Origin of the sequence: Pseudobutyrivibrio sp. UC1225 (assembly GCF_900115215.1) — a bacterium.
Lineage (GTDB): Bacteria > Bacillota > Clostridia > Lachnospirales > Lachnospiraceae > Pseudobutyrivibrio.
In genome coordinates this window covers 224572-246205 of the sequence record NZ_FOVQ01000002.1, presented here as the reverse complement: position 1 = coordinate 246205, position 21634 = coordinate 224572, and the positions used below count along the sequence as shown (strand labels likewise).

The 21634-nt window shown below is 41.8% G+C and carries 14 protein-coding genes; all 14 read right to left on the bottom strand.

Annotation, left to right across the window (positions count from 1 at the left end; genetic code table 11):
• Positions 1-170 precede the first annotated feature (170 nt).
• The gene (locus BMZ41_RS04005) at positions 171-1211 is read right to left on the bottom strand and encodes an ATP-binding protein (protein WP_090527061.1); all 1041 of its coding nucleotides are present in this window, start codon (positions 1209-1211) and stop codon (positions 171-173) included.
• A 183-nt stretch (positions 1212-1394) separates the two neighbouring features.
• Positions 1395-2186, bottom strand: coding sequence for a metal ABC transporter permease (locus BMZ41_RS04000; RefSeq protein ID WP_090527059.1), 792 nt, complete (start codon positions 2184-2186; stop codon positions 1395-1397).
• The gene (locus tag BMZ41_RS03995; protein ID WP_090527057.1) at positions 2179-2922 is read right to left on the bottom strand and encodes a metal ABC transporter ATP-binding protein; all 744 of its coding nucleotides are present in this window, start codon (positions 2920-2922) and stop codon (positions 2179-2181) included. The genes BMZ41_RS04000 and BMZ41_RS03995 overlap by 8 nt, the downstream gene beginning before the upstream one ends.
• 110 nt (positions 2923-3032) lie before the next feature.
• Positions 3033-4022 (bottom strand): metal ABC transporter substrate-binding protein, encoded by a 990-nt coding sequence (locus tag BMZ41_RS03990; RefSeq protein WP_177184150.1) that lies wholly within the window; start codon positions 4020-4022, stop codon positions 3033-3035.
• A gap of 1 nt (position 4023) precedes the next feature.
• Positions 4024-4644, bottom strand: coding sequence for a ribosome biogenesis GTP-binding protein YihA/YsxC (yihA, locus tag BMZ41_RS03985; protein WP_090169018.1), 621 nt, complete (start codon positions 4642-4644; stop codon positions 4024-4026).
• The gene (clpX, locus tag BMZ41_RS03980; protein WP_090527053.1) at positions 4644-5933 is read right to left on the bottom strand and encodes an ATP-dependent Clp protease ATP-binding subunit ClpX; all 1290 of its coding nucleotides are present in this window, start codon (positions 5931-5933) and stop codon (positions 4644-4646) included. The genes yihA and clpX overlap by 1 nt, the downstream gene beginning before the upstream one ends.
• 53 nt (positions 5934-5986) lie before the next feature.
• Positions 5987-6571 carry an ATP-dependent Clp endopeptidase proteolytic subunit ClpP gene (gene clpP, locus BMZ41_RS03975; RefSeq protein WP_090169022.1) on the bottom strand — a complete coding sequence of 195 codons (585 nt, stop codon included), beginning with the start codon at positions 6569-6571 and terminating at the stop codon, positions 5987-5989.
• A gap of 144 nt (positions 6572-6715) precedes the next feature.
• Positions 6716-8059, bottom strand: a complete 1344-nt coding sequence (gene tig / locus BMZ41_RS03970; protein ID WP_090527051.1) for a trigger factor — start codon at positions 8057-8059, stop codon at positions 6716-6718.
• A 92-nt stretch (positions 8060-8151) separates the two neighbouring features.
• A complete protein-coding gene (rpiB, locus tag BMZ41_RS03965; RefSeq protein ID WP_090169026.1) occupies positions 8152-8598 on the bottom strand; it encodes a ribose 5-phosphate isomerase B in 447 nt (148 codons plus the stop codon).
• Positions 8595-9134, bottom strand: a complete 540-nt coding sequence (locus BMZ41_RS03960; RefSeq protein WP_090527049.1) for a YqeG family HAD IIIA-type phosphatase — start codon at positions 9132-9134, stop codon at positions 8595-8597. The genes rpiB and BMZ41_RS03960 overlap by 4 nt, the downstream gene beginning before the upstream one ends.
• A 72-nt stretch (positions 9135-9206) precedes the next feature.
• Positions 9207-16556 carry a family 43 glycosylhydrolase gene (locus BMZ41_RS03955; protein ID WP_090527047.1) on the bottom strand — a complete coding sequence of 2450 codons (7350 nt, stop codon included), beginning with the start codon at positions 16554-16556 and terminating at the stop codon, positions 9207-9209.
• A gap of 242 nt (positions 16557-16798) precedes the next feature.
• On the bottom strand, positions 16799-17107 hold the full coding sequence (locus BMZ41_RS03950) for a hypothetical protein (RefSeq protein WP_090527045.1): 309 nt from the start codon (positions 17105-17107) through the stop codon (positions 16799-16801).
• A gap of 100 nt (positions 17108-17207) precedes the next feature.
• Complete coding sequence (nrdR, locus tag BMZ41_RS03945) at positions 17208-17660, bottom strand: transcriptional regulator NrdR (RefSeq protein WP_090169035.1); 453 nt, start codon at positions 17658-17660, stop codon at positions 17208-17210.
• Between the two features lie 131 nt (positions 17661-17791).
• The gene (gene nifJ, locus BMZ41_RS03940) at positions 17792-21325 is read right to left on the bottom strand and encodes a pyruvate:ferredoxin (flavodoxin) oxidoreductase (RefSeq protein ID WP_090527043.1); all 3534 of its coding nucleotides are present in this window, start codon (positions 21323-21325) and stop codon (positions 17792-17794) included.
• Positions 21326-21634 lie beyond the last annotated feature (309 nt).

Below are 21634 nucleotides of genomic sequence, written 5' to 3'. Positions count from 1 at the left end.
TTTGGAATTAACAGACTTTTCACTAATTGTTCATAAATTGCCTGTTAACTTTCATTCAAAAATAACGACAAGATCAGGTTTTGTTATATTTAATTTACCATATTCATTTATTTTGTTGTTATATAATACAAAGAGCCTCCAAAATGGACGCTCTTTTCTAAATATTATATTTATGGATATAACTCAACAACTTCTGCAAATCTAGGCAAAGAAAGTTCAACCAATCCTCTGCCTGCCACAGATATAACTCCTTTTTTTAGCAGACGCTCTTTATATCTAGGGAAGCTGGTGTTTGAAATTTGAAGCACATCACATATGTCTGAAACTGATGCAACCTTTGAACCAATTGCTCTTATAAGATCTCGATCTTTCTCTGACAAGCCTTCCCATATCTTTTTGTAAACAAAATCATCTAACAAATCATCTAGCTTAGATAAAATCTCGTCCCAATCCAAGCTATCATTATACTCATAATATAGCATTCCTAATGCCTGAAATGCGAAAGCATACCCTTTAGTAACAATAGCCATCTTATGAGCATCCTCTATTTCAAGATTGAAAATTGATTTATATTGCTTGGTAATCTGTGGTATGCTCAGCGGTTCCATGTTTATTTTAGGAGTTCTAAGCAAAAATGTTAATGCAGGGTCATTCTGAATTGCATAAATATTTTCATATAAACCTGTCATCAATAGGAAAATCTGGTAGTCCTTTCTCAGGTATATCTGAAACTGGCTTGCAAAATGTCTCATATTCTCTGTAGGCATAGCCTCATCTATTGTAATAAGAACTTTCTTATTCTTCTTTTTCAATGATGCCAGTATGCTATCTATAATACCTACATTATCCTGTGTCTGCCCTATTCCATTTAGTCCTATACTAATACCACCGGCAGAAACACTAAATCCATTCTTAAACAAATTGGGGATTTTCCTACATTCATCACTTAATCTCTGTGCAAAATCCTCAACCAAGTCCTGAGTAGAATTAAGATCTACAACAACCCATTCTGTCTTCTCAGAAAGAATATTAGCAATAGTAGTCATAAGCACAGTCTTACCACTACCTCTAACACCTTCTATCAAATAGGCATTACTAATAGGATTGTCTGCCTCGAATGTGCTAATGATTGTATCAGTATTCTCATATCTAGAAATATATTCACCTGGCTGCTTTCCAAAGGTAAGTGTAAATGGGTTATCCTTCTTCATAGTTCCCTCCAAACTCCAATTCTATTGATATGCATATTATATCATAAATTATCATAATACGCATATTTTATCATAATCTATCATAAAACTGCCAATTTTTGATAATATTATCATAATCAATCATAATTCGCATTTTTTATCATAATTCATCATAAAAGGCTTCCACATTGGGAAGCCTTCCTTTTAACGGTCTTTGCCGTATATATATGTCGCAAAGTAAATAACACTTGCTATGATTACAATCATTGGGCCTGTGGCCATATCTGTGAAGTAGGATACAAAAAGTCCTGCCACGCCAGAGAAAATACTGAATATCATAGAGAAGTAGGTATACTCTCTAAAATTCTCAGAGATATTTCTGCTGCTGGCTGCTGGAAGGATAAGCAATGCATTAATAAGAAGGATTCCAACCCACTTAATGCTAAGCATTACTAGAAGTGCTATAAGTACCGCAAAAGCATCCTCCATTACTCGCACCTGCATGCTTCGGCTCTTTGCCAAAGTGGCATGGATACTGATAGCTGTCAGTCTGTTGATACTTACAAACCAGAAAATAAGGATTACAGCGAACAATACTATAAGCTGAATAATCTCTGTAACGGTGATTGATAATATATCACCTACAAGTATTGCTGAGTAGTTGCTAAAACTGCCGCCTCTTGAAAGGATTGCAAGACCAAGGGCTGTGGCACAGCTTGCAAAAACAGAGATAAGTGTATCTGATGAGCTGAGCCCCTTTCTACTTATATAATTAAGAAGAAGTGCGAAGCAAACACCAAAGATAATCATGGACACTGTGGTGTTGGCTATGCCCATGATGACACCTGCTGCGATACCAGTAAGCGCTGAGTGTCCCAGTGCATCACTAAAATATGCCATGCGCTTTTGAACAATCATGGTACCTACCATTCCAAACAATGGAGAGATAAGGAGGATTGCAATGGTGGCTCGCACCATAAATGCGTAACTAAACATTTCCTGCCGCCCCCTTTCCAAATACATTCTTGAAGGCATCAGTCTCATAAACAAGCTTTGGACGGCCTGCAGCTGCCACTGTCTTATCTATAAGGATGACATTGTCTGCGTACTTATATACATAATCAAGGTCATGACTTACAAGGATAATAGCAAGATCATGTGTCTCCTTTAGATACTTCATCTTTTCATAGAAAGCATCCATACCATTTTTATCAATACCAGAAACTGGTTCATCTAACAATAGAAGGTTTGGAGTGTCATGTACTGCCATGGCAAGAAGCACTCTCTGAAGCTGTCCTCCTGAAAGTGTACCTACTGGCTGGTCAATAAGCTCGGCCACATCAAACTCTGCTAAGGCTTCACGGACATGCTCATGCTCTTTCTTGCTATTAAGAAGAATTGGGAGTTTGCCTGTGAAGGATTGGAATAAATCATACACTGAAAGTGGTGTGCTTCTATCTATATTAACAGTCTGAGGCACATAGCCAATCTTAAGACTTGGCATGTTATTATTCATTTTATTCTTAAACTGGATTTCACCTGTATATGGCACCTCACCTAAGATAGCTCGCACAAGTGTGGACTTACCAGCACCATTACGGCCTACCACAGCAGTCATCTGACCACAGTGCACATGTAGATTAATATTCTCCAGTACCTGCTGGTCTCCGAAGGCTACGCCTAAATTATTGAATTTAATACAGTGGAATCCACATGGGATAATTTTCTTCATCTAATATCCTAGTCCGTCAGTTACAGCTACAAGCCTGAGTGTCTTTTCTCTCGACTAACATGTCTCGTTCAAAGACCTCAGAGCTTGATGCTTACTGACTCACTTTAATCTTATAATGTTTCTTTAATTTTCATATAATTATTATTCTGTACGAAGATGTACGAATCTTTATCATACGTTCCGTGTACTAGCGTCTCAAGGTATACTACCTTCGCATCTGTCTGCTCCTCGATGAGGTCTCCCATAGATTTGCCATAGTCATATTCTGCAAAGACAAGCTTAACATTATGTTCTTTGATTTCATCAATGAATGCGCTGACTTCACCTGCACTGACCTGGCGCTCTTCATCAAGGTCCATGGTTGCTACTACATTAGCTCCGAGAGACTGTGCTGTATATGCAAATGCTTCATGAAGGATGGCAACGTTTTCATTTGCCACTGCCACATCTAATCCCTGTTTGTCTATTTCATTATCAAGCTTATGGCTATACTCGAAAAAGTTCTTAGAAATAGGAGTCTCTTCTCTATTTGGATTAGGCCCCATTAATTCATTGGCTATAGCAGCTACCTGACACGCATAGAGCCTGTCATCCATCCAGATATGACTGTTGGCACCATGATCGTGATGGTGTTCAGACACCTCATCCTCTTCTTCATGGCTTTCCTCTTCATCTTCCTCTATCAAATACTCGTCCATACCAATGAATCCATCTGAATGCTCTATAGCCTCGTAGGTATCTATAATCTTAAGGTCTGGATATGCAGCCACCACATCATCAAGATAGCCTTCCATACCCCCGCCATTTACAATAAGCACATCTGCCTTTGACAGATTCTTCATGTCCTCTGTGGTAAGGGTGTAATCGTGAAGGCAACCTGTGGTAGGCTGTGAAAGATTCTGAACCTTATAGCCTTCTACTCCATCAAGAAGGTTTAAAGTGGCAATATATACAGGATTACAGCTGGTCATTACCAGTATCTCATCCTCCTTTGCCACCTGTTCATTATTTAGTTTTACATAAAAAAATGTGCCGATACTGCACACCACGGTGATGGAGATTAGCAGTAGCAGCACAAAAATATATTTATTTTTTTTCATATTAATCCAGATCATCTACATCTGTGAGAGATGCTTCGTTTTCTATTACTTGGTCTAAAAAGTCCTGAATAGTATCTAAGCCCTGCTTAGTCTGAGATGAGAAAGGTACGATAATGGTATCCTTTCCAGCACCTAAGCCCTCGCGAAGGATCTTAATCTGCTTGTCTAGCTGGCTTCTCTTAATCTTATCAGCCTTTGTGGCGATAACGATTGGATCGTAGCCAACATAATCCATCCACTCAAACATCTGCTTATCGTTGGCAGATGGTGCGTGACGAATATCCACAAGCAGAAAAACAGCGCGAATCATATCTGAGGTGTTGAGATATGTTTCAATCATCTTACCCCATCTTTCACGCTCTTTCTCAGATGCCTTAGCAAAGCCATAGCCCGGCAAATCAACTACGTAAATTTCGTCATTAATATTGTAGAAATTTATCGTCTGAGTTTTGCCCGGCTGTGCTGAAACTCTGGCTAAAGCCTTACGGTTCATAACCGCATTTATGAGTGATGACTTGCCTACATTTGACTTACCTGCGAAGGCAACCTCTGGGAGGTCGTTCTTAGGAAGTGTGGATGTAGGCCCGCACACTGTTTCAAGATTACATGAACGGATAACCATTATGCGCTCTTTTCCTTTTTATCCTCGATGGATACGACTGCTGCCTCATCCTCTGCTTCCTTATCGATAAGGAGAAGATTTGCATCTACCATCTCTTTTGTTACTGTGATCTCTGTAATGCTCTCGTCAGATGGAACATGATACATGTAATCCATCATAACTGACTCAACGATAGCACGAAGACCACGGGCTCCAGTCTTTCTCTCGATTGACTTCTTAGCGATTTCGCGAAGTGCCTCATCCTCAAAGTGAAGCTTTACACCATCCATCTTAAATAATGCCTGGTACTGCTTTGTAAGAGAATTCTTTGGCTCCTTAAGGATACGAATCATATCCTCTTCAGTAAGCTCATTGAGGGATACATTAATAGGCACACGTCCGATGAACTCAGGAATGAGACCATACTTAATGAAATCCTGTGGAAGAGCCTGCTGTAAAAGCTCGTCAATCTTCTGATTGTTTTTATCCTTAACGTCTGCACCAAAACCAATAGCGCTGACATTAGTACGCTGAGAAATGATTTTCTCAAGACCTTCAAATGCACCACCGCAAATGAAGAGAATGTTCTTTGTATCGATGGCAATAGTCTCCTGCTGTGGATGCTTACGTCCGCCCTGTGGTGGAACATTTGCAACTGTACCCTCGATAATCTTAAGAAGTGCCTGCTGAACGCCTTCACCTGAAACATCACGTGTAATAGATACGTTCTCAGACTTCTTTGTAATCTTATCTATCTCATCGATATAAACGATACCGATTTCTGCCTTTTTTATATCGAACTCTGCTGCCTGGATAAGCTTAAGAAGGATATTCTCAACATCCTCACCTACATAACCAGCCTCTGTAAGAGTAGTAGCATCTGCGATAGCAAATGGAACACCAAGTACACGGGCAAGTGTCTGAGCAAGAAGTGTCTTACCTGAACCTGTAGGTCCAAGCATAAGCACATTACTCTTCTGGAGCTCTACATCGATGTCGTCTGGATTTGCCATGATTCGCTTGTAATGATTGTACACTGCAACAGAAAGAACCTTCTTAGCCTCATCCTGACCAATAACATACTGATCAAGGAATGCCTTCATGTCTTCTGGCTTCTGAAGGTTGATTTCGATTGAATCGTTGTCAGCTGCTGGAGCAAAATCCTCAAGCTCTTCAACAATAATCTCCTGGCAGATATCTACACACTCATCACAAATGAACGCCCCATTAGGACCTGCAATAAGCTTGCGAACCTGATTTTGTGTCTTGCCGCAGAATGAGCAGCGAATTCTATCATCGTTTCTTGACATAACTACCTCTTAAATAAATTTAAAAACAATAGCCCTATATATTTATCGGCTATTTAGTTCTTTTTAGTAATGATTTCATCAATAAGACCATAATCAAGAGCTTCCTGAGCATCAAGCCAGTGATCACGCTCTGTGTCGATGCAAACCTGCTCGTAATCCTTGCCAGTGTTTGCTGCAAGCATACGATTGAGCTTTTCTCTAGTCTTTAAAATGTTCTTAGCAGCGATCTCGATTTCTGTAGCCTGTCCCTTTGCGCCGCCAAGTGGCTGGTGAATCATAACCTCTGCATTTGGAAGTGCAAATCTCTTACCCTTCTGTCCACCTGCAAGAAGGAATGCACCCATAGATGCAGCCATACCGATACAGATCGTAGAAACATCAGGCTTGATGTACTGCATTGTATCGTAAATAGCCATACCAGCAGTAACGCTACCGCCTGGGCTGTTAATGTAAAGATGAATATCCTTGCTAGGATCCTCTGACTCTAAGAAAAGAAGCTGAGCAACTACAAGTGATGCAGTAACCTCGTTAACTTCCTCACCAAGGAATACGATACGATCCTTTAAAAGTCTAGAGTAAATATCATACGAACGCTCTCCGCGTGAATTTTGTTCAATGACATAAGGTATTGTTGCCATAGTTTTAAGTATCCTCCTTTAATAGAAGCTAAGCCCGAGCTTACGCTCAGGCTATTGCTAAATTACGTTATTAATTATAGAGGTTTTTAAACCTTCTGTCTCGGATTTTACAAAAAGTTAATAAAAACTTTACAAAATAGACTATTATTCTGCGTCAGCTGCCTCTGTTGTATCAGCCTCTGCCTTCTTTGTAGTCTTCTTCTTTGCTGTTTCCTTAACGTTGTCCATGATGAGCTCGATAGCCTTCTCGATAGCGATATCCTTCTTCATAGACTCCTTCTCGTTCTCACCAACAAGGTTCTTGATCTGCTCAAGCTCCATGCCGTACTGCTTTGACATCTCCTCAAGCTTAGCGTCAACATCAGCGTCTGTAGCTTCAATCTTCTCAGCCTTAGCGATTGCCTCAAGTACAAGTGAAGACTGTGTACGTGAAAGAGCATCTGGACGAACCTGATCACGGAAAGCGTCCATTGTCATGCCTGTAAACTGCATGTACTGCTGAAGTGAAAGACCCTGCTGTGCCATGTTGTTAGCGAAGTCGTTAATCATGTTCTCTACCTGGTAATCAAGCATAGCGTCTGGGATTTCCATCTCTGAATCCTCAACGATCTTAGCGATAGCTTCATCTTCCTGTGCACGACGGCCTTCTGCCTTCTTATTGTTCTCAAGGCGCTCCTTAACAGATGCCTTGTACTCGTCTACTGTCTCGAACTCTGTATGATCTGAAACATACTCATCATCAAGCTTTGGAACATCCTTCTTCTTTACTTCGTGGATGTGGCACTTGAATACTGCTGGCTTTCCTGCAAGATCCTCAGCCTGGTATGTCTCTGGGAATGTAACCTCAACATCTACATCCTCGCCAGCCTTGTGACCGATGAGCTGATCCTCGAAACCTGGAATGAATGAACCAGAACCAAGAACGAGATCATAGTTCTCACCCTTTCCACCTTCGAATGCTACACCATCGATGAAGCCTTCGAAATCGATAACTGCTGTATCGTTCTTAGCAGCCTTACCGTTCTTTGTAACCATGCGAGCATCTCTCTCGAGCTCAGCCTTGATTGAATCGTTAACCTCTGTAGCTGTAACCTTAGAATCGATCTTTGTTACAGATACACCCTTGTACTTACCAAGCTTAACTTCTGGCTTAACAGCAACTGTAGCTGTGTAGATGAAATCCTTGCCCTTCTCAAGCTGTGTAATATCAACCTGTGGCTGTGAAACGATATCAAGCTTAGACTCATCATAAGCCTGTGGATATGTCTCCTGCATAATAATATTAGCAGCGTCCTCATAGAAAATCTCTGCACCATACATCTTCTCGATCATGTGCTGAGGAACCTTGCCCTTTCTAAAGCCAGGAACAGAAATGCTGTTCTTCTGCTTGTTATATGCCTTTGTAATAGCCTTCTCGAGCTCAGCTGCGTCAACTGTGACTGTAAGCTTTGCCATGTTCTTCTCAAGATTTTCTACCTGTACGTTCATTTACTAATATTCCTCCTCTAATGTATATATCAGGTACGACCTTAAAGGTCTATTATTTGCGCATTTAAACATGCCAAAAAATTATAGCAGAACTAATTTTTATTTTCAATAGCAGAAATCATATCGATTCTTGTCTGGTGACGTCCACCGCCCTCAAACTCAGCTTCTAAGAAGCTTTTCACGATATCCTTCGCAAGCTCTGAGCCAACAATTCTTGCTCCGAAGGCAATCATGTTAGCGTTGTTGTGCTGACGGATAAGACGTGCTGTAGCTGTATCTGAGCAAACACCACAGCGGATGCCCTTAACCTTGTTAGCTGCAAGGGAGATGCCTACACCTGTTCCACAGATGAGAACTCCAAGATCAACCTCTCCTGCTGCTACCATTCTGGCTGCCTTCTCGCCGTACTCTGGGTAGTGGCAGCTTTCCTTTGAATCTGTGCCGATGTTGATTACCTCATGTCCGAGGCTCTCAATGTACTCCTTAATCTCAAATTTAAGTTCTGGTGCTGCGTGGTCGTTAGCGATTACGATTTTCATTTTACAGGTACCTTATTTATTTCCTTTCCATATAATTTATAAATTCTATAGCCAAGCAAAATAACCGCCTCGAGGAAGCGCTTTAGGATAATCTGAGGCTCCTCTTTCCATTTTAATACTGGCTTAACCATTACTGAGCGGATGCCTGCACGGTTAGCTCCCCACACATCTGTGAGAATCTGATCTCCTACAAAGATAGTGTTGGTGACATCTGTGCCCATCTGCTCCATAGCCTTCTGGTAGCCTTTTGCCGATGGCTTATTTGCCTTGTAGATGTAAGAACAATATGTAACAGCCTCCTTGAATGTCTTTACACGTGGCTCTTTATTATTAGATAGAAGCAACGCCTGAAAGCCTATCTCGTGAAGCTCCTTAAAAAATTCCTTTGCTCGGTCATCTGCTGGGGAATTATGAGGGACAAGTGTGTTATCAACATCAAAGATAACTCCTCTGTAGCCCTGCTCATAAAGCTTTTTAAAATCAATTGAATAAGTACTATCTACATAGTCTCTTGGATATAAATTTCTTTTACTCATAGGCTCGATTTTAACACAAAAACAGGGACATGAAAACCATGCCCCTGTATAATTATTGCCTATATCACTGTCTTATTTTTTCAAATTTCTTTTTCTTAAGAGTGTTGTATAAGCGATTACTGCTATTGCGCCAAGTACTACTATGACTGCTGCAACCTTCTGAGCAAAAGAAGTATCTCTCTTATCTAATACTGACTTAGGAGCTTCCTCCTCAGAAATTTCCTTTGTTTCCTCTGATGTCTCAGGATTTGTTTCCTCTACCTCTGAGCTCTCTTCAGAAGCTTCTGTAGAAGTCTCTTCAGTTACTTCCTCTTCCTCAGCTACTTCTTCCTCAGCAGTCTCTTCTGTCTTAGTCTGCTTTTTATTAGTAGAACCTTTTGTCTTAGGCTTATTTGTATCTCCAGCAAGTGGCACCTGAGTCTCAGGAACTGTTACAGCCTCAGTATTTGTTGATGCTGTTGTGGTTGTAGATGATGCTGTGCTAGAGCTACTTCCTGATGAAGATGAGCTGCTACCTGATGATGTGCTGGATGAAGAACCACCTGTACTTCCACTAGTTGATGGCTGTGGTGCTGGTGCAGGAGTTGGAGTTGGCTCTGGTGTTGGCTCAGCCTTTACTAAATCAGTCTTGATAAGAGCAATCCAGCTCAATACACCATCAGCGCTTCCTGTCTTAGAAAGTGATACTGTTACTGTTGCCTTCTTTGCTAGCTCGAAGAGTACAGTCTGCTGATTTTCAACATCACTATATTTAAGTGTGAAGTCCTTAACTGCAATCTCCTTATCACCATCTGTTACTGTAATTCTAAGTGGACGAGTTGTATTCCACCACTCTGAAACACCAAGATCTACAGCATACTTACCAGCCTCAAGATCAAAGCTGTAATCAATATTTTTGTTTGAACGAGCCCAGAAGCCATGTCCCCAGATATCGTCACTTGAATACTTCACGCCAAGATCGTCTGTAAAGTTTCCTGTGTATCCAGCGTGATTCTCTGAAGTATATGCCTGGTCTGTCTCGTCATTGCGAAGTACCTTACCCTGCATATTCTGAACTTTATTGAAGAAGCTGTTATCAATCTTCTGTCCGTCTGCATTTGTAGAGGCACAATCGAAGAAATAGATTAGCTTGTCATTTACAACATTTGCTGTAAATTTGATTGTACGTCCATTTTCCATGAGACCGGAAACTTCCATTTCACCGATTGCATTATCGTCAGCCTCAATTGAATCCCAAACAACTGGAATCTTAATTGTCTCTTCCTCCCCCTGATATTTAATTTCGATATCAGGGGGAAGATTTTCCTTTAATTCCTTTACACTTGCCACAACTGTAGGAAGTGATGTAACTATATCGTATGACTTTAATGAATCAAAAATTGATAAATCCCAGTCATTGTATCTAAAGATTCTGATTCCGCCATCTGATGTAAATTCGATTGGGAGCCATACATATCTAGAATCACGAAGGAGGTATCCCTTGTCAGGATTTGACCAACGATCTCCCATGTACATATATCTGCCCTTTCCTAAATCTACCACACATGTGCTTTGTGTATCGTATGTTGTGGAAGCGCCTTCATCTGTGCAAGGATTTCCCTTTACTGACCACTCACCAAGCATAGAATCTGCCACTGCATACTGCGCGGCGTTTGGTGCCCAACCTGTGCAGCCTGATGTAATCATGTAATACTTTCCATCACGCTTAAATACTGCTGGTGCCTCACGGCTTGCTCCAACGAAGTTTACAGTGTACTCATCTCCTTCGAGACCTGTGTACTCATTGTTGAGCTTAGCGATGTACATATTTGCATTTCCATCTGATGAGTAGATTACATAAGCTGTACCGTCATCATCCTTAAATACATTCATGTCTCTTACATGACCATTTTCATTGTCCCAGCCATAGTCATAACCGGTATCCTGATGAAGAAGGTATGTACCGAGAAGCTTGTATGGTCCGTTTACTGTATCAGACACTGCTATACCAAGCTTTGCCTTTGCATAGTTTGAAGATGAACCTGAAGCATATGGGCTCTGTCCGTCTGCATGGAAGAACATCACATATTTGCCTGTCTTCTCATTGTAAAGGAACTTAGGACGCTCGATTACGCTTCCGCCATCTGCTGTACCAGCCCAAAGATCTGTATAAATTGCCTTCTGTTCCTTTGAAAGCTTTCCATCTTCACGACCACCGTAAAGTGACTTGAAGTAATCCTTATCGAAATCTTCTTCCGAAGTCATTGTGCGAAGTACAAGTCCCTCATCCTTCCAATTGTAAAGGTCTGTTGATGAGTACATGTGAACACCAGGACATGGCATATAATCACTAGTCTTGTCCTCACCAATCCAGTAGTACTTTGTTACACCGTCAACTGTAAGCTTCTGAATCTGTCCACCGTGTGCCTGAATAACCTGACCCTTGTCGTCATATCTTACATCACCGTTTGTACCAGAGATTGTAGAATATGTAGTCTTGTTATCACCTGTAAGCTCTCTGTAAAGCTTGATTTCTGCAATGTTTGCACAAGCTCCGTCAGCTGGCTCGTACTTGATGTATCTGAATGTATTTGATTTAGACTGGAACTCCCCAGCAAATACATTTGTAAGTACCTCTGCTGTTGGTGCCTCTGTAGATGAAATCTCATGAAGTAATGTGTACTTCTCGCCATCCTTTGAGCCATAGAAGCAGCCACCAAGCATTCTGTCTGTGTAACCCTTTCTAGGAGCAAATGAGAATGCTGCGATTTCCTCTTCCTTGCCAAGGTCCACAAGAAGGTATCCAGACTCTAATCCATCAAAGTATGTATGAAGATTGCTGTCGATTGCCTTATCTACATCAGCGCTGTCAGCCCATGGCTTAGAACCTGAAACCATAGAGCGCTCAATTTTGATTTCCTCAAGCTTTGCAAGCTCAGCACCTGTACGTGTCTTCTTCTCTGCTGTCTGCTGTCCGTTGCCACTGCCTGAGTAGTGAATTCCATCAATAATATATGTAGTAATTGAATTGCCAAGTAAGTTAGCGAAAGCTGCTGACTCTGCCTTGCTAAGTGAAATCTCATCTGAGTCTGTTACATCTGCCCAGTTTTCACCATCCTCCAAGCTTCCGCTTGTTCTGATAGCTGTAATCTTTGTCTCTCCTGTAATCTCATCAAATCCAGAAAGATCAATCTTTGCCACCTTGTCCTTCTTAGCTGAGTTGATTGCTACTACAACTACCTGATCATTCTTTGGATCATAAGCCGCAAGTGTGCTGCTATTTGCTCCAATAATTGTCATGCCTGGTCGGATATAGCGTGTATACTGACCAAATCCATAGTACTTCTTAGAAAGGATAAGCTCACTATTATCATGGTCAGCTGCTGCAACACCCCAATATCCCTTATCAGTCCTTGAAGCCCATGCCTTTTCCATGGCAGCTACTGTAAGGTAATCATTTTCTGATCCCTTCTTAACCCATGATTTACCATAATCTGAGCTATCCACATGCATATCGATTGCGTTCCACATTATCCACGCTGTGCAATCTAATCCCTTGATATCTGTGGCAATTCTGGCACCCATACCGATAGCTGCTGACATCTCACCAGCATCCTGACCGCCAGTAAATGAACCGTCAACCTCTGACATCCAGAGATTCTCGCCACCGTTTACTGCAGTTTTAGCAAGTGCGCTTCTCTTTGAACCGCTGTATGTATGTGTGTCAATTCTTGTAACAACATCCTTTGCCTCGTCAGAAAGTGCGTTATAAGAATCAATTGCTGTGTCGATAGAAGTCTCGTCAGATGCTGAAATGATAATATTAAGTCCCTTCTTCTCAAGCTCTTTATTAAGTGCAACAAGTACACGTGACTGAGACTCTCCTATATCGAAGTGGCAACCCTCCTGCTTGTTTGAATTTGCCTGCCAGTAATTTGTATAAGGCTCATTCATTGGAGTTGCACTCTGGAAGCTTACTCCATTGTCTGCCTTATCAAGATGCTCGATAACATCTGCCATGTAACAAGCAAATGCTGTGACACAATCTTCTCGAAGATTGTCATCATTAGCGTTCTTATTTCCTGATGAACATCCGCTCTCTGTCATGAAATAAGGTGGCGAGTTTGAAAATGCTTCGGCGATGAAATCATCTCCTGAAGCCTTTGCGGCTGCAACAAGAACGTTATCCTGATTGTTGTCAGCGCTCCAGTCATAGTTCCAAGCATATCCGCTAGTCCTATCAGCTCTATCAAATTTCTCCTGATAGTAGCTGAGCTTATGCTTACTCAAATCCATCTTCGTTACATCTACACAGTAACCAGGCACACCAGAATCTGAACGAATAATATGATTATGGATTGGGTCATCACCACCACCAACATTATAGCGTCCAATGTTAAGGCGAAGTCCTTTATCTCCAAAGATTGCCTCTGCAGCCTTTTTTGTAAGCTTGCTATTGTAGCCTATTCTGTTTGCCCACCAACAAAGGGATGTACCCCAGCCCTGGAACTCACCAAATCCGTCTTCATCTGTATCGTTGAAACGTGTTGATTGTGATGGGTTAAGCTTGATTTCAGTATCAAAAGCCTTTTCTTCTACCACTTCAGCTTTCTGAGCTGTACCAGAAATCATAAGACCTGAAATAACTGGATCTGGATCTCCTGATTTTTCAGGAGTAACAACAAAGTGAACCTCAGTAGTCTTAGCTACATTCTCCACCTTGAATTCTACCTTATCAATGATGCGTGGCTCAGAACCTGAAAGCTTAACTGTTGTCACATCAGACTTAACTTCCTTGCCCTTGTCATCCTTGTATGTAACATAGAAGTTCATAGGTCTTGTTACGCTCCACCATTCATTGAAGATACCAGTAGCTACGTACTCACCTTCTGAAAGAGGGACGATATATTCGCAGTTTTTGTCGCCTCTAGCCCACCAGCCATCTGAGAATACATCATCACTGGAAGATGTATATTTTCCACAATTTGCTTCATCCTCATTTACGATTCCCCAAGAGCTATCCTCTCCATAGATAGCATCTGGAGTCTCATTGAGAACACCAAACTTATCGCTTATTTTGTTGAACTTAGTGCTTGAGTTTGCACCTGAATCGATGAAGTATAAAACATCATCTGGAATATTTTCCATATCAAGTGGGTCCTTCTCTGGCTCCTTGATGCCATATTCCTTTACCAAAGCATCGTACTCTTCTGAGGTAATGTTGAGCACTGTTCCGTGTCTTGGAGCAGATGGAAGAGCATATTCCTCTGGAGTCTTGAACTTACCCTTTGCAATATCAGTTGTTATAACTGGCTTGTATCCACTTCCTCCAAAGTGATCGAGAAGAACACACCATGTATCTTCCTCTACATCATCCTTATTAAACTTGAAAGCTGTAGGTCCTTCAACACCCTGAATGCCCTCAAGAGATGGCGAATCAACCTTCTCCCACTCACCGAAGATACTCTTAGAACGCTCCATATATACGGTTGAAGCTGTCAGCTTTGTTCCATCTGGAAGAGTTCCGCCTCCCTCGTTCTTAGAGATTCTGTAAAGATATCCATCATTTCCACTTACTATAGTTGTATCGATTGTGGATACTGTCTTTCTATCAATCCAAACCTTTGGCTCAGTAAAGGTGTTGAAATCTCTCGTCTTGCTATAGTAGATTCTCTGAAGTCCGTAGTTATCTGCTGTAGTCTTAGATGCCCAGAAAACTACATACTCTCCAGTAATCTCATCGTAATAAGCCTCTGGTGCCCATGTACAGCCTGCCTCAATGGTATCTGTAAGAGTAACCATTCGCTGATTGCCCCAGTGGATAAGATCCTTTGACTCCCATACCATGATTGCCTGGCTTCCAGACTTCTGAGCTCTTGTCCAGTCACCGTTGCGTCCAATACTAAGGTCTGTTGCAATAAGGTAGAACTTATCACCCTCATGGCTTCTCATAACAAATGGGTCTCTTAACCCCTTCTCGCCCTTTGTAGATGTAAGTACATCCTTGCCATCGTTTAGCTCGCTGTAATTAAGACCATCATTAGAAACAGCGAAGAAAATATTCTCGCCTTTTACTGTATTTCCTGTGAAGTATGCAAAAAGGTAATCTGTAGTCTTTTCCTGCTTCTTCTTAGCCTTAACAGTAACCTCAAATTCCTTTTCCTTCTCTTCACCATCCTTGGATACAGTAGCTGTAAGAATTACCTTTGTATCCTCAGACTGTCTTGTAACTACGCCTGCTGGTGTAGATGCGTAATCATCATTCTTTGTAGCCTTATCTGTGATTACATCTGTGTCGCTCGACTTCCATGTAATCTTTGAACCATATTTTCCTTCTGAAGGAAGAGTGATGTTTCCTCTTACATCATCAGCCTGGAAAATCTCAAGAGCATCATAATCTGCCTGAAGCTCATCCTCTACTACCTCTGGCTCCTCAGGCTTTTCTGCAATCTTCTCCTCAAACTGTGAGAATAAATCAGCAACCTCTGAGGCATTCATTGCACCTTCGTAAATACGATAGTCATCGATATAACCGCCGAAGTATTCACCACCATCCCAATTAGCTTTACCAATCTGGAGTATACTGTTATCCTTCAGCATTTTTGACATATCTGTGTCGAAGCTGTAATCATGCTTTGCTTCTTTTAGTTTTCCGTTTTCATATACTGCTGTATAGTCCTTTCCAAGAACCACAACAATATGATCCCATTCTTTCTTAATTCCATTTACAGAAAGCTGACCTGGGCGATCATTGTTATTTGAATTGTATCTTTCAACAGTAATATTGTTGCCTACATCAAGGACTCCAAGATACTTTTCACTTCTGTACACCTGGCTATTTTTATTTGGAGCCGCAAAGAATGTCCAACTTTTTCCACTTTTATCTGCCTGTCTTAGGTAAGAAATTGTAATTTCATTTTCCCCGGTTAACAGGCTGTCGCCATTGCTTTTCTCTACTTCAAGATAAGCATTCTCCCCATTGAAGTATGCTGCATTCTTAACAAGCTCAGTATCTGCCACCTTTACACCGTGGTTTACTGCCTTTGCTCCCGCTCCCTCAAAGCCTGACTCTTCATTGTCGAAATCAAAGGATGCAATAAGCTTGATTTCATCATCCTTATCTTCTTCAGAGTCTTCCTGCTTCTTCAGCTCTTTTTCATCTGACACTTCCTCAGATTCAGTTTCAGATTCTTCAGTCTCCTCGACCTCTGCTACATCTGTCTCTACTACATCTGTCTCTTCCGTCACTTCTGTCTCGTCTACTTCATCTTCAACCTTTGAATCAGCTTCCACCTTCTCCTCAACTAATTCATCGGTTTCGTCACGAGTCTCGGCTACAGTTTCCTCTGCATTTACAACCATGCCTATATCACTACCAATAGTTGTAATGGCCATAGCCGAGCAAAGAGCAACAGACATAACTTTGCTCTTAACCCCTTTCATACATGTCCTCCATTCTCTTCATATTTTTTAGGGATGAGTTGGGTGTAAATCTCATCCCCTTATTTATTCTCATAGAAAATGGTAAAGTCAAACCTAGATTAAGTAAATAGAATTTCTTTCACAGTTTCTTCACATATATCAAAAATTTTTCCCACTTGACATTTGCCCCTAATAAAAACGACTAAAAAAAGTGCAAAAAAAGACTCAGGCTTTTGTTTTAGCCTGAGTCTGATGAATCCAGATTATAATGTGAAGTTTTCTAATCCCTTGTCATCAGCCTTTGCAACCTCTGTATTGGTCTTTACCAAATACTGATAACGATGGATTGCTGTATCCTTTTCCATATCGCCGACTGCCTTAGCGATATTCTTTGCTGCAACCTTACCTGCCTCACTAATTGAAAGAGAAGCAGCTATGTCTCTGTCATTGCCAGCTACCTGAATTCCTTCTTCAACTTTGCTATCAGCAGCTGAAGAAATCATTCCTGATACAGCCTTATTTATATTCTTTTCATAAAACCCATCTGATGGGCGAATTCCCGAAATATTCATATAACATCTCCGTATTTATCTTTGTACCCTATATATCGGATGCAAGGATGAATACTTAACTCCCTTTTGCACTCTTCCCCAAAGGGGGCCGCTTGGTGCATTATTTATCTAATACGCGCTTTAACTCATCCATGAAGGTATTAACATCCTTGAACTCGCGGTATACCGATGCAAATCTAACGTATGCAACTGGATCCACATTCTCAAGATGCTCCATAACGATTTCACCGATGCGTGTACTAGGAATCTCCTTTTCCTCAAGAGAGAAAATCTCTGTCTCGATTTCGTCTACCACCTTAGAAATCTGTGTTGCAGAAACTGGACGCTTTCTACATGCAATAAGAACGCCTTTCTCGACCTTTGCTCTGTCGTATGGCTCTCTATTGTTATCCTTCTTGATAACAATAAGTGGAATAGTCTCTACCTTTTCATATGTAGTGAATCTCTTTCCACACTCTGGGCAAGAACGACGACGTCTAATACTTGTATTGTCATCTGCAGGTCTCGAATCAATAACGCTAGTGTCTTGGCTTCCGCAAAATGGGCACTTCATTGCTTTTCCTCCAAATATTGAAATTTTCGTACCACAATATCTAGTAATATTTTAGCAAAGTGACCACAAGAACGCAACAGAAAAAGCCCCATGCTTTAAAGCATGGGGCTTTGATTTAAGCTATCTAAATCTTATGAATAAAGATCTACTAACTTCTTAAGGTGAGCGTAACGCTCCTTAGCTGTCTCCTCGTTGAGAGCGAAGAGTCTATCAGCACGCTCTGGGAATGCCTTTGTAAGACGAGCATAACGTGTCTCGTTCTTGAGGAAGTCCTGATACTTGCTGTAGTCACCTTCCTTAGAAGTAAGAGTGAATGGATTCTTTCCTTCCTTCTTAAGGTCTGGGTTGAATGAGAAGAGGTTCCAGTAACCAGCCTCTACAGCCTTCTTCATCTCATCCTGGCAGTGGTTCATACCACCCTTAACACCGTGAAGCTCACATGGAGCGTATCCGATGATAAGTGAAGGACCGTTGTAAGCTTCTGCCTCAGCAAGAACCTTAACAGCCTGTGCCATATTTGCACCAAGTGCGATCTGAGCTACATATACATAACCGTAAGACATAGCGATCTCAGAAAGAGACTTCTTAGACATCTCCTTACCTGATGCAGCGAACTGGCAAACCTCACCGATGTTAGAAGCCTTAGAAGCCTGTCCACCAGTGTTAGAGTACATCTCTGTATCGAATACCATAACGTTAACGTTCTCACCAGAAGCAAGTACGTGATCAAGACCGCCGAATCCGATATCGTATGCCCAACCGTCACCACCGAAGATCCATACAGACTTCTTAGCGAGGTAATCCTTAAGAGCAAGTGCTGCCTTAGCGTCCTCAGAACCGTTCTTTGTAAGCTCTGCTACGAGTACGTCTGTTGCTGCACTGTTCTCACGTGTAGAGTTCATTGTCTCCTCGAACTTAGCAAATGCAGCCTTAAGCTCTGCAGAACCAGCCTCAGCTGCCTTCTTAGCAGACTCGATAGCGCGATCGCGGAGGTACTTCTGTCCAACTTCCATACCTAAACCGTGCTGTGCGTTATCCTCGAAGAGTGAGTTACACCATGCTGGACCCTTCTTAGAATCCTTGTTAACTGTGAATGGTGATGTAGCTGCAGGACCACCCCAAATTGAAGAACATCCTGTAGCGTTTGAAATATACATATGCTCACCGAAGAGCTGTGTAATAAGTCTTGCGTATGAAGTCTCTGCACAACCTGCACATGATCCTGAGAACTCAAGGAGTGGCTGATTGAACTGAGAACCCTTAACTGTAAGGTCAGAACCTGCTGCTTCCTTACGTCCAACGTTAGCAACTAAGTAGTTGAATACTGGCTGCTCGTCTGCCTCGTCTGCCTGTGGAACCATTGTGATAGCACCAACTGGACAAACTGTTGTACACTCGCCGCATCCCATACAATCAAGTGGAGATACTGACATTGTGTACTTGTACTCTGAAGCCTTTGGCTTTGTATCAGCAAGCTTAATGTTTGCTGGAGCTGCCTTAACCTCATCCTCTGAAAGCATGTAAGGACGGATTGTAGCGTGTGAACATACGAATGCACACTGGTTACACTGGATACACTTCTCTGGATCCCATGTAGGAACTGTTACAGCTGTACCACGCTTCTCGTAAGCAGCAGCACCAAGCTCGAACTGTCCGTTTGGATTTCCTGAGAATGCAGATACTGGAAGTGAATCTCCATCCATCTTAGAGATAGGCTCAAGGAGATCCTTAACCATCTTAACAACCTCTGGACGACCCTCAAGTGCTGGCTTAGCAGGATCAGCTGCTGGGTTCTTCCATGAATCTGGAACGTTAACCTTGTGTACAGCGTCAACACCAGCGTCGATAGCGTTGTAGTTCATGTTTACAACATCGTCACCCTTCTTACCGTATGACTTCTTAGCAGCCTGCTTCATGTAATCAACAGCCTCATCGATAGGCATTACATCAGCGAGCTTGAAGAATGCTGACTGAAGGATTGTGTTTGTTCTCTTACCCATACCAATCTCGATAGCCTTATCGATAGCATTGATTGTGTAGAGCTGGATGTTGTTATCAGCGATGTACTTCTTTGCCTCAGCGTTGAGCTTCTGCTCGAGCTCTTCGTCTGACCACTGGCAGTTGATCATGAATACTCCGCCTGGCTTAACGTCCTGAACCATCTTCATGCCCTGTGTAACGTAAGCTGGGTTGTGGCAAGCAACAAAGTCAGCCTGATTGATATAGTATGGAGACTTGATTGGGTTGTCACCAAATCTAAGGTGAGAAATAGTAACACCACCAGTCTTCTTTGAATCATACTGGAAGTATGCCTGGATAAACTTATCTGTGTGATCACCGATGATCTTTGTAGAGTTCTTGTTAGCACCTACAGTACCATCACCACCAAGACCCCAGAACTTGCACTCCTTTGTACCAGGAGCTGAAGTGATAGGAGCTGGCTTAACCTCTGGAAGTGAAAGGTTAGTAACATCGTCAACGATACCGATTGTGAAACGGCTCTTAGGAGCGTCCTTCTCTAACTCCTTGTATACAGCGAATACTGATGAAGGAGGAGTATCCTTAGAACCAAGACCGTATCTACCACCGCAGATAACGATGTCGTTAAGACCTGCTTCACGAAGTGTTGTAGCAACATCAAGGTAAAGAGGATCTGCAAGAGCACCTGGCTCCTTTGTTCTGTCAAGGATAGCGATCTTCTTAACTGTCTTAGGAAGTGCCTCAACGAATGCCTTTGAAGACCATGGTCTGTAAAGACGAACCTTAAGTACACCAACCTTCTCGCCGTGTGCGTTGAGGTAATCAATAACCTCTTCTGCAACGTCGTTGATAGAACCCATAGCAACGATGACTCTATCAGCATCAGCAGCACCATAGTAGTTGAAAAGCTTATAATCTGTACCAAGCTTAGCATTTACCTTGTCCATGTACTTCTGAACAACTGCTGGGAAGTTATCATAGTATGTATTGCATGCTTCTCTGTGCTGGAAGAAAACGTCACCGTTCTCATGAGAACCACGCATTGTAGGATGCTCTGGATTAAGTGCACGAGCACGGAACTCGTTGATAGCATCCATGTTAACCATCTCTTTAAGATCTGCATAATCCCACTTCTCGATCTTCTGGATTTCGTGTGATGTACGGAAACCATCGAAGAAGTTAAGTACAGGTACCTTACCCTCGATAGCTGCAAGGTGAGCTACTGGAGCAAGATCCATAACTTCCTGTGGATTTGTCTCGCATAACATAGCGAAACCTGTCTGACGACAAGCGTATACATCTGAGTGATCACCAAAGATGTTAAGTGACTGTGTAGCAACTGTACGAGCTGATACATCGAATACACAAGGAAGCTGCTCAGCAGCGATCTTGTACATATTAGGGATCATAAGAAGAAGACCCTGTGAAGCTGTGAATGTAGTTGTGAGTGCACCTGCACCAAGTGAACCGTGAACGGCACCTGCAGCACCTGCCTCAGACTCCATCTCTACAACCTTTACCTGATTTCCAAAAATATTCTCAAGGCCTGCTGCTGACCACTGGTCAACGAAATCGGCCATTGGGCTGGATGGTGTGATAGGGTAAATAGCAGCAACATCTGTAAACGCATAAGCAACGTGTGCTGCAGCCTGGTTACCATCCATAGACTGTTTTGCTCTTGGCATTTCTAAATCCTCCTTATTATATAGAGACATTTTTATAGTTACTGGGACGAACTAAATTTCTGCAACGAATGATTGACAAAAACAAACCGGCGCTCATCCCCATAATGTCGTGATTATATGATAGAACTATTGATAAAATTATTCAATAAGACAAAATCGATTTTCTGTTTATTTTGGGGTACAAAATTGTTAAATATCTTTGGTTTATCAATTATGTGTCAATTATTTTCATTAACTGTTTATTGTGCTTTCAAAAAAACGCAAAATAAATCAAAATCTCTCATTGACACTGTCAGTTTTGTAACCTAT